The organism is Mesorhizobium sp. WSM4887 (assembly GCF_029625865.1).
GTDB lineage: Bacteria > Pseudomonadota > Alphaproteobacteria > Rhizobiales > Rhizobiaceae > Mesorhizobium.
Genome location: NZ_JARTVP010000003.1, coordinates 398879 through 409313 on the forward strand (window position 1 = coordinate 398879; position 10435 = coordinate 409313).

The following is a 10435-nucleotide window of genomic DNA, read 5'->3' on the forward strand; positions in this document are numbered from 1 at the left end:
CTTAGCGATTCGGTTTTCCTTGGAAATAGCTGCCTCCTTGCGCAAACGACGCCCATGCTTCGTGCGGGAATCGTCCGGCAAGTGATGTAACCGGAACAGGATGGCACGTGGCGCCAACGCAATCGATGCGGGCGAACGCCGGTGAAAAAACGAAACGGTCGGCTGCATGAGCGCCACCGTTCGCGACGAGTTTTAGAAAATTCACATGAAGAGAGTCGAATGAGGCCACAACAGCAGAACAGGCGCATGCGCGGTCGCAACAACAATGGCGGCGGTGGCAACAACAACCGCAAGGGGCCCAATCCCCTGACGCGCAACTATGAGAGCAACGGTCCGGACGTGAAGATCCGCGGATCGGCTCAGCAGATCGCCGAAAAATATGCCGCACTCGCCCGTGACGCGCAAAGCTCCGGCGACCGGGTGATGGCGGAGAACTATCTCCAGCACGCCGAGCACTACAATCGCATCATCGCGGCCGCGCAGGCGCAGATGCCCATCCAGAACGCCCAGCAGAACCGCGACGACTTCGATGACGACGTCGATGAGGATCGCGACGAGTTCGACACGGTCGGCAACGCAAATGCCGGCGAGTCGCAGGCCGCCGCGAACGGTTCCGGGCCGCAGCCGGTGATCGAAGGCACGCCGGCGGAACTCGCCTACAACCAGGAAAACGGCCGCGACAACAACCGGCGCGACAATAATGGTCGTGACAGGCACCGCGACCGCCGCAATGGCGGCTATGGCCAGTACGGTCAGAATGGTCAGCGCGGCGACAATGGTCAGCGAGAGCGCAGCGAACATGGCGGCCAGCAGATCGATCAGAGCCGCCGCAATGAGGCGCAGGCCAAGCCGGAGGGCTCCGCCGAAGACGGCGTTGCGGCCGAGCAGGCTCCGCTGTTCGACAGCTTCTCGCCTGCGGGCCTTGCTGCCCAGGCCGAGCGCAACGAAGCCGGCACGGACAATGGCGGTGGGCGTCGGCAGAGACGTCCACGTCGCGGTCGCGGCAATGCCGAGCAGGGCCATAGCGCCGAGCAGGGCAATGGCGATGAAAGCAATGCCGGCCGGGCGGACAGCGCCGCCGATGGCGGCAACGTCGCGGACAGCGGCAGCGCGACTGCCGCCAAAGAGGCAAATGCAGCGCCGAGCGAGAACGGCGCCGGTGAGCCGGCAGGCGGCGCCGGCGAGCCGGCAGTCGCCGACGCAGATAGCTGACCGCAGGTCTATTTCCAGGCAATTCGAACGGCGGAGAGGTTTCTCCGCCGTTTCTCGTTGTGCGTGCCTAAAGCACGTCGCCTGAATCCGTTTCAGCGCGACGCGCTTTCGTTTCCTTGCATGGCGGTAATTTGTGCGCTAATACTGAACCATATGGTTCAGTATATCAAGACCCGCCTCGATGCTTCATTCGCCGCGCTCTCGGATGCGACCCGACGCGGCGTGCTGGAGCAGCTCGGCCGTGCGGACGCTTCGATCACGGAACTGGCCGAGCAGTTCCACATGACCCTTACGGGCATGAAGAAACACGTCGGTGTCTTGGAGCAAGCGGGGCTCGTCAGCACGGAAAAGGTCGGGCGTGTGCGGACCTGCAAGCTCGGCCTGCGCGGGCTGGAGCAAGAGGCGGCATGGATCGAGAGGTACAGCCAGCTCTGGGACGCACGCTTCGACGGGTTGGACAAGGTGGTCGAGGAACTGAAACGAAAGGAGAAGGTCGATGGACGCAAGCAAAGCGAGTGAGGCCACACCGATGCAGAACCGCACGACTGTGGAACGGACGTCGGACCGCGAGCTCGTCGTCACGCGAACCTTCAACGCTCCGGCGCGCATCGTGTTCGAGGCGTGGACCAAGCCTGAGCTGTTCAAGCAGTGGTGGGCGCCGAAGTCGATGGGAATGGTGCTGCGTTCCTGCGAGATGGATGTCCGTGTCGGGGGCAGGTACCGTTTGGCGTTCGGCCACGATGGCTCAAACCTTGACGAGTTCTTCGGCAGGTACATCGAAGTGACACCGCAGTCGCGCCTCGTCTGGACCAATGAGGAAGGCGGTGAGGGTGGACCCGTCACGACGGTGACCTTCGAGGAAAAAGGTGGCAAGACGCTGCTGGTCCTGCACGAGCTCTATCCCTCGAAGGAGGCTCTCGACGCTGCCGGCACCGGTGCGGCGGAGGCGATGGGCGAGACGTTCGGGCAACTGGACGAGCTTCTCGTCACCCTGGGCGCGAGCGGTGGACGATCATGAAGCCGTCGATGTCGCGCGTCACGCAGCCGCAGCATTTAAGCCCTTGTTTTAATGCCTAATATTCGCCCAAAACCGCTGCGCGCTTCGGGCGACCAGGCCCTAGAATATTCTGCGCTGACCGAGATCAGGGCGTCTTGAGAGACCTGAGCTGATACACCATATCTCGGCTGAACAGGACTCGGCTCGAATGAGCGGGTCCGTCACCGCAATCTGATCCGGTGCCGCAAAGCGGGCCGGTGATGGAAGGAGACATACATGAATACGGAGAAATATTCCGAGCGCGTGCGCGGTTTCATCCAGTCCGCGCAGACCATGGCGCTCTCGCGCAACCACCAGCAATTCACTCCCGAACATATGCTCAAGGTGCTCGTCGATGATGACGAGGGCCTTGCCGCGTCTCTGATCGAGCGCGCCGGCGGCAGCATTCGCGACGTGAAGCTCGGCGTCGAGGCGGCGTTGGAGGCTATGCCCAAGGTCGAAGGCGGCAACGGCCAGCTCTATCTCGCCCAGCCGCTTGCCAAGGTGTTTTCGACCGCAGAGGAACTGGCCAAGAAGGCCGGCGACAGCTTCGTTACCGTGGAGCGGCTGCTGCAGGCGCTCGCCATGGAGAAGTCGGCGAAGACCGCCGACATCCTGGCCAAGGCCGGTGTCACCGCGCAGGCGCTGAACCAGGTTATCAACGATGTCCGCAAGGGCCGCACCGCCGATTCGGCCAGTGCCGAGCAGGGCTACGACGCGCTGAAGAAATACGCCCGCGACCTGACCGCGGATGCGCGGGCGGGCAAGCTCGACCCGGTCATCGGCCGCGACGACGAGATCCGCCGCACCATCCAGGTGCTGTCGCGCCGCACCAAGAACAATCCCGTGCTGATCGGCGAGCCCGGCGTCGGCAAGACGGCGATCGCCGAAGGCCTGGCGCTGCGCATCGTCAATGGCGACGTGCCGGAATCGCTGAAGGACAAGCGGCTGATGGCGCTCGACATGGGCGCGCTGATTGCCGGCGCCAAGTATCGCGGCGAGTTCGAGGAGCGGCTGAAGGCCGTGCTGTCGGAAGTCACTTCCGCCGCAGGCGGCATCATTCTGTTCATCGACGAGATGCACACACTGGTCGGTGCCGGCAAGGCCGATGGCGCGATGGACGCCTCGAACCTTTTGAAGCCTGCGCTGGCGCGCGGCGAGCTGCACTGCGTCGGTGCGACTACGCTCGACGAATACCGCAAGCATGTCGAGAAGGACGCGGCGCTCGCCCGCCGCTTCCAGCCCGTTTTCGTCGACGAGCCGACGGTCGAGGACACTGTCTCGATCCTGCGCGGCTTGAAGGAGAAATACGAGCAGCACCACAAGGTGCGCATCTCCGATTCGGCGCTGGTTTCGGCCGCGACGCTTTCCAACCGCTACATCGCTGACCGTTTCCTGCCGGACAAGGCGATCGACCTGGTGGACGAAGCCGCATCGCGGTTGAGGATGCAGGTCGATTCCAAGCCCGAGGCGCTGGATGAGATCGACCGCCGCATCATGCAGCTCAAGATCGAACGCGAGGCGCTGAAGGTCGAGAAGGATGACGCCTCTAAGGACCGGCTGACCAAGCTGGAGAAGGATCTGGCCGACCTCGAGGAGCAGTCGACCGAGCTGACCGCCAAGTGGCAGGCCGAAAAGCACAAGCTCGGCCTTGCCGCCGACCTGAAGAAGCAGCTCGACGAGATGCGCAACGAGCTGGCGATTGCCCAGCGCAAGGGCGAGTTCCAGCGCGCCGGCGAGCTTGCCTACGGCAAGATCCCGGAGCTGGAGAAGAAGCTCAAGGAAGCCGAAGCCCAGGACGGTAAGGCCGGCATGGTGGAAGAGGTGGTCACGCCTGACCACGTCGCCCATGTCGTGTCACGCTGGACCGGCATTCCGGTCGACAAGATGCTTGAGGGACAGCGCGAGAAGCTGTTGCGTATGGAGGACGAGATCGGCAAGCGCGTCGTCGGCCAGGGCGAGGCGGTGCAGGTGGTCTCCAAGGCCGTGCGGCGCGCCCGTGCGGGTCTGCAGGATCCGAACCGGCCGATCGGCTCGTTCATGTTCCTGGGTCCGACCGGCGTCGGCAAGACGGAGCTCACCAAGGCGCTCGCCGCCTTCCTGTTTGACGACGAGAGCGCCATGGTGCGCATCGACATGTCGGAGTTCATGGAGAAGCACTCGGTGGCCCGGCTGATCGGCGCGCCTCCCGGCTATGTCGGCTATGAGGAGGGCGGCGCGCTCACCGAAGCGGTGCGGCGCCGGCCCTACCAGGTCGTGCTGTTCGACGAGATCGAGAAGGCGCATCCGGACGTGTTCAACGTGCTGCTCCAGGTGCTCGACGATGGCCGGTTGACCGATGGTCAGGGCCGCACGGTCGACTTCCGCAACACGCTGATCATCATGACCTCCAATCTCGGCGCCGAATATCTGGTCAATCTCCGCGATGACCAGGACGTCGATGCCGTGCGCGACGAGGTGATGGGCGTGGTGAGAGCCTCGTTCCGTCCGGAATTCCTCAACCGCGTCGACGAGGTGATCCTGTTCCACCGGCTGCGACGCGAGGATATGGATCGCATCGTCGAGATTCAGCTCAAGCGGCTGGAGAACCTGCTTGTCGATCGCAAGATCACGCTGTCGCTCGATCACGATGCGATCGAGTGGCTGGCCGGCAAGGGCTACGATCCGGCCTATGGCGCCAGGCCGCTGAAGCGGGTGATGCAGAAGGAACTGCAGGATCCGCTGGCGGAGAAGATCCTGCTCGGCGAAATCCTCGACGGCTCGACCGTCAAGGTCACCGCCGGTTCCGATCGCCTGAACTTCCGTTCGAAGCCGACGGTGGTGGCGGCTGAAGCCGCCGCCTGAGTCGAGCCGGGCATGTGACCGGAGCCATTCCAGGAAAAGCGCTTGGTGGTTTTCCGTCCGAATTGCGCAAACAAGGATACAGGAGCGCGTCGCATCCGGCAGGGCGGCGCGCTCTTGCTTTTCGACAGGGCCCTGCGGCAAAACCGAGCTTGATCGCGGGTCCCGGAGGGCCGATTCCAATGAAGCTCGAGGACTATAACGGCTTCTGCGCCACATTGCCCGCCACGACCCACGTCGTGCAGTGGGGCGGGGCTCACGTCTGGAAGGTCGGCGGCAAGGTGTTCGCGATCGGCGGCCATGACCGGGAGGGCGAGGTCTTCGTTACCTTCAAATGCTCCGACATGGCGTTTGACGTGCTGAAGGAACAGCCGGGCTGCCGGCCCGCGCCCTATCTCGCGTCGCGCGGCATGAAATGGATCCAGCGCCAGACAAGCCAAAGCGTGGATGATGCCGCGCTGAAGGACTACCTGCGCGAAAGCCACCGCCTGGTCGTGCTGAAGCTGACGAAACTGGCGCGCAGCGAATTGGGGCTGCACTGACATTCGGTTGGGGACCATGGTGAAACGCCGGAAATCCGCCATCTTCATGCCCGGTTCATATTGGAACCTTAGTTTTGGTAACTGGTTTGCTGGCGAAGGGTTCGCCCAGCAAGACCGAGCCGACCGGAGAGCCTGACCCACATGCTGCGCACGATCTTTTCCCTTTCGGCACTCGCGGCCGGGCTGGCGGCTTCTGGCGCGCTCGCAGCGCCCAGTCTGGAAGGCGCGCAGAAGACGGTTCGGCACGCTCAGCACGGCGCGCTCCTGCTCGCCCAGGACGGCAATATCGACATCTACTACGATGCCAGGGGCAACCGGGTGCTTGTCGATGCCGATACCGGAAAGGTTATCGCCATCCAGCCGCCGCAGACCAGGCTCGATCGCCGGGCGCTGCGCCGTCAGCTGCGGATGCAGGAGCTCGGGCGTGCGCCCGTCGAGGACGACGACCGTTATTATCTCGACGATCCCGACGACATGGCCCGCTTCCGTCGCAGGCAGCTGGACGAGAACGGCCGGTATATCCCGCCGCCGGTCGACGACTACGATTCCAACAGCGGCAATTCCGTCGAGGCCTATCCGCCGGCGCCGAGCGACGAAGGGTATGCCACAACCTATCCGGAGGCGCCAAGGTCGGACACCATCAAGCGCGAGCCGCTGAACGAAGCATCGATCGAACCGCACCCTGGGCAGGGGGACGTGCTGCAAGTCAATCCGGAGACCCAGGCCGCGCTGCCGCCGGACACGGGCGGCAAGGCGACCGTCGATCCGTCGCTTTCGCTCGGCGTGCGCCAGGACGTGGCCGAACTCCAAGTGCTGCTCGACCGCGCCGGCGCCTCGCCGGGAGTCATCGACGGCCGCTTCGGCTCGAATGTCGACAAGGCCCTGGCCGCCTACAACCAGATCACCGGCAGCAATCTGAAATCGACCGACTCGGCCGCCATCAAGGCGGCGCTCGCCCAGTCGGGGGGCGACGCCTTCGCCTCCTACACGATCACGCCCGAGGACGTTGCCGGACCCTATGTCGCCTCGATTCCGGAAGATTACAGCCAGAAGGCCAAGCTCGACCGCATGGGTTACACCTCGGTCACCGAGGCGCTCGCCGAGCGCTTCCACATGGACGAAGGCTATCTGAAGTCGATCAACAAAGGCCTTGACTTCAACCGTCCCGGGACCATCGTCAAGGTCGCCAATTTCGGCCAGCTTGTGTCGACGCCGGTTGCCCGCATCGTCGCCGACAAGGACCAGAAGGAAGTTTTCGCTTATGACGCGGCCGGCAAGCTGGTCGCGGCCTATCCGGCCACCATCGGTTCGGCCGACACACCGTCGCCCACCGGCATCCACACCGTGTCGCGCATCGCGCTCGATCCCAATTACACCTATAATCCCAGCATCAATTTCAAGCAGGGCCAGAACGACAAGATCCTGACCATCCCGCCGGGGCCGAACGGTCCGGTCGGCTCGGTCTGGATCGCGCTGGACAAGCCGACCTACGGCATCCACGGCACGCCCGATCCTTCCAAGATCGGCAAGACCGAAAGCCACGGTTGCGTGCGCCTGACCAACTGGGATGCGCGAGAGCTCGCCAAGCTGGTGTCGCCGGGCGTGACCGTCGAGTTCGTCGGCGGGTCTTCAGTCGATGATTTTGCGCAGCAATGAGCCGCGCATGGCGGTTGCATAGATCAGCTGCATCGCCAGGATGAACCCGCGCTGAGCAGCGGGTGATGAGGCATAGGCTGGCTCTCCCCCTTCTGGAATGACCCGCCGGAACCTAGCACGCGACGGCTCGTTTGCATTTACGATGGCTACCTCCCTGGCCATGCCGTCAGACCAAACTGGTTTCAGAACTGCAATCTTCTGGCTCGTTGTTACCGATACGCCGGAGAGCTAAGCAGGTTTTCATGCCTTCCTCGAGTGAAGCCACAGCCGATTCGCTTTCGACCGCGACGCGCGCGAACGGCACCTTTTGCCCGCAGACACAGCGCAAGTTCGTGCTGGTCGCGGCAATCCTGGCCTCGGCGCTCGGCTTCATCGACGGTTCGATCCTGGCGATCGCCACGCCGGCCTTGCGCGTCGATCTCGGCGCCAGCCTGGCGCAAGCGCAATGGATCTCCAACGCCTATGCGCTGACGCTTTCGGCGCTGATTCTGGCCGGTGGTGCCGCCGGCGACCGATTCGGCCTCAGGCGCGCATTCGTGACCGGCATCGCGCTCTTCATCTCAGCATCGCTCGCCTGCGCGCTGGCGCCCAATCCGGCAATTCTGATCGCGTTCCGCGCCATCCAGGGCATTGGCGCCGCCATCATGGTGCCGGGCAGCCTCGCCATCATCGCCAAGGCCTATCCGAAAAAGGAGCGTGGCCGGGCGATCGGCATCTGGGCCGCGGCCTCGGCGCTGACGACGGCGCTCGGGCCGGTGCTCGGCGGGTTCGCGTTGTCGACTTTCGGCAACGGCGTCTGGCGCGCGATCTTTGCCGTCAACCTGCCGCTCGGACTGGTTTCGATCTATCTGCTGCTCGCCAAGATACCGGCGGACCAGCCGACCGAAAAGCGCAGCCTCGACCTCGGGGGCGCCGCGCTCGCCACGCTCGCCTTCGGGGCGCTGGCCTATGGGCTGACGGCGATGAACGCCGAGGGCGGCGGGATAATGGCCGGGCCGGCGATCGTCGCCGGCGTCGTCCTGCTTTTCATTTTCATTCTCTACGAGCGCTGGCAGCGCGAGCCGATGATCGATCTCGGCCTGTTTCGCATCGGGGCCTTCGCCGGCGCCAATCTCGCGACCTTCTTCCTCTATTTCGCGCTGTCGGCGAACCTGTTCTACCTGCCCATGGTTCTGATCGCGGGCTGGGGCCTGAGTTCGGCCGAGGTCGGCTTCATCTTCCTGCCGCTGTCGGCATTGATCGCGCTGCTGTCGGGGCCGGTCGGCCAGTGGTCCGACAAGATCGGCCCGCGCCTGCCGATCGCCGCCGGCAGCTTGGTCGTCGCCATCGCCTTTGCCGGCATGGCCCTGCTCGCCCATGCCGGGATCCACAATTTCTGGACCGGGACCTTTCCGCTGATGGCGGTGATGGGGCTCGGCATGGCGCTCGTCGTGTCGCCGCTGTCGACGGCGATCATGACCTCCGTCGAGGACAAGGACACGGGCGCGGCATCCGGCATCAACAATGCCGTCTCGCGCATCGGCGGCCTGATCGCGGTGGCGGCGATGGGCTCGCTCGCGGCTTTCGTCTATGCGCGATCGACCGGCAGCCCTGCCGGCATGCCCGGTTTCGGCGAACCGCCGGCGTCCGGGCTCGCGGCCAATCTCGACGCGTTGAGGATTGCGGCAAGCGATTCGGCCTTTGCCGCGGTCGCCGCCGTCACGACGCTGCTTTGCCTGCTATCGTCGATCCTCGCCTGGCTCACCGTGCCCGGACAGGCGCTGCCCTGGCCACGGCAGACGGGCGATTCGCCGGATTAGTTGGGAAGTTGCGAATCGGTCTTGGCGCTGGCGACCTTCAGCGAATTTCCGTCTTCCTGCTTGAGCAGGTCGTCGATACGCTCGCGCTCGCGCTTGAAGGCAACGAGATCGTCGCCCTTCAGCACCTTGCCGACCGGCAGGCGGACGCGCATCGGGTCGACCTTGGTGCCGTTGACGATCAGCTCGTAGTGGAGGTGCGGGCCGGTGGCGAGGCCGGTCTGGCCGAGATAGCCGATGACCTGGCCCTGACGCACGCGCACGCCCGGCTCGATCCCTTTGGCGAAAGCGCTCTGGTGATTATAGGAGGTCTCGTAGCCATTGGCGTGGCGGATGATGATCTGCTTGCCGTAGCCGCCGGCCCAGCCGACCTTTTCGACAACACCGTTGCCGGCGGCGATGATAGGCGTGCCGATGGGCGCGGCCCAATCGACGCCGGTGTGCATGCGCACATATCCCAGAATCGGGTGCCGGCGCGCGCCGAAACCGGAGCGGAACTTGCCGGCGGGCAGCGGATTGCGCAGCAGGAATTGCTCGGCGCTCGACCCGTTCTCGTCGAAATAGTCGGTGCCGCCGTCCTGCATCTGGAAGCGGTAGAAATTGCGCGTCTGGCCGCCGAAGGTGGCTGAGACGTAGAGAAGCTCAGAACTGTCGGAGGTCTGGTCGTCGCCGTCGGGCTGCGAAAACAGGACCTCGAGACGGTCCGACGGCGAAAGCCGCGACTGGAAGTCGACGTCCGAGGCAAGAAGCTTGATCAGCTTCTGGGTCATCGATTTCGACATGCCATAGGAAAAGGCGGCTCGATAGATGCCGTCATAGACGTTGGGCAGGTTGCCGCGCACCACCACCGGCTGCGAATCATCGAACGCCGTCAGCAATTCGGGATTGGGCTCCGGCTCCTGCGCCGGCACGAACTGTCCGCGATCGTCGAGCGCGATGGTCACGATATGCGTGGTGCGGTCGTAAACGCTGGTGCGGACTACCTTGGCGACGTCGCCGCGCACCTCCAGGCCTACGCGCAGCACCGTTCCGGCCTTGAGCGCCGTCGCGTTCAAGAGCTTGCCGATCGCTTCCGACATGCCGGTGGCGTCATCGCCGGTGTAGCCCGAATCAGCGAAGGCGTCGGTGATATCGGTGTCCTCGGTGAAAGGGATGATTTCCTCGGCGAAGGCCGGCGTCTGGTCGTCCGGCGTGGCGCGCGGCGCCACCGAGACGTTCTCCGGCGTGATCTTGACGTCGTAGGAACCCGCCATGCTCTCGGCGAAGGCGTCGCCGAAGCGCTGCGGGTCGACATAATGAAGCGCCGCAACCTGGACGGCGCCGTCGCTCAGGCCGTTGCCGGCTTCGCGCAC

8 protein-coding genes (1 of these 8 only partly in view) are annotated in these 10435 nt (G+C 64.4%); 7 read left to right on the forward strand and 1 reads right to left on the reverse strand.

Annotation, left to right across the window (positions count from 1 at the left end; genetic code table 11):
• Positions 1-219 precede the first annotated feature (219 nt).
• The 7 genes from P9230_RS15565 (at position 220) to P9230_RS15595 (ending at position 9086) form a co-directional block, all read left to right on the forward strand.
• Positions 220-1212, forward strand: coding sequence for a DUF4167 domain-containing protein (locus tag P9230_RS15565; protein WP_067319051.1), 993 nt, complete (start codon positions 220-222; stop codon positions 1210-1212).
• A 153-nt stretch (positions 1213-1365) separates the two neighbouring features.
• Positions 1366-1731 carry a metalloregulator ArsR/SmtB family transcription factor gene (locus P9230_RS15570; RefSeq protein ID WP_067319638.1) on the forward strand — a complete coding sequence of 122 codons (366 nt, stop codon included), beginning with the start codon at positions 1366-1368 and terminating at the stop codon, positions 1729-1731.
• Positions 1709-2230, forward strand: a complete 522-nt coding sequence (locus P9230_RS15575; protein WP_245307350.1) for an SRPBCC family protein — start codon at positions 1709-1711, stop codon at positions 2228-2230. The genes P9230_RS15570 and P9230_RS15575 overlap by 23 nt, the downstream gene beginning before the upstream one ends.
• A 255-nt stretch (positions 2231-2485) precedes the next feature.
• Positions 2486-5092 carry an ATP-dependent chaperone ClpB gene (gene clpB, locus P9230_RS15580; protein ID WP_278119805.1) on the forward strand — a complete coding sequence of 869 codons (2607 nt, stop codon included), beginning with the start codon at positions 2486-2488 and terminating at the stop codon, positions 5090-5092.
• Between the two features lie 179 nt (positions 5093-5271).
• Positions 5272-5631, forward strand: coding sequence for an MmcQ/YjbR family DNA-binding protein (locus tag P9230_RS15585; RefSeq protein ID WP_066990072.1), 360 nt, complete (start codon positions 5272-5274; stop codon positions 5629-5631).
• Positions 5632-5772: 141 nt separating this feature from the next.
• A complete protein-coding gene (locus P9230_RS15590; protein WP_278114637.1) occupies positions 5773-7287 on the forward strand; it encodes a L,D-transpeptidase family protein in 1515 nt (504 codons plus the stop codon).
• Positions 7288-7529: 242 nt separating this feature from the next.
• A complete protein-coding gene (locus tag P9230_RS15595; RefSeq protein ID WP_127247086.1) occupies positions 7530-9086 on the forward strand; it encodes an MFS transporter in 1557 nt (518 codons plus the stop codon).
• Here the strand turns inward: P9230_RS15595 and P9230_RS15600 are convergent.
• Positions 9083-10435, reverse strand: the 3' portion of a protein-coding gene (locus tag P9230_RS15600) for a M23 family metallopeptidase (RefSeq protein ID WP_095824175.1). Its footprint extends 627 nt past the window's final position; only the last 1353 of its 1980 coding nucleotides appear in the window; its start codon lies beyond the right edge, outside the window; it ends in the stop codon at positions 9083-9085. The genes P9230_RS15595 and P9230_RS15600 overlap by 4 nt on opposite strands.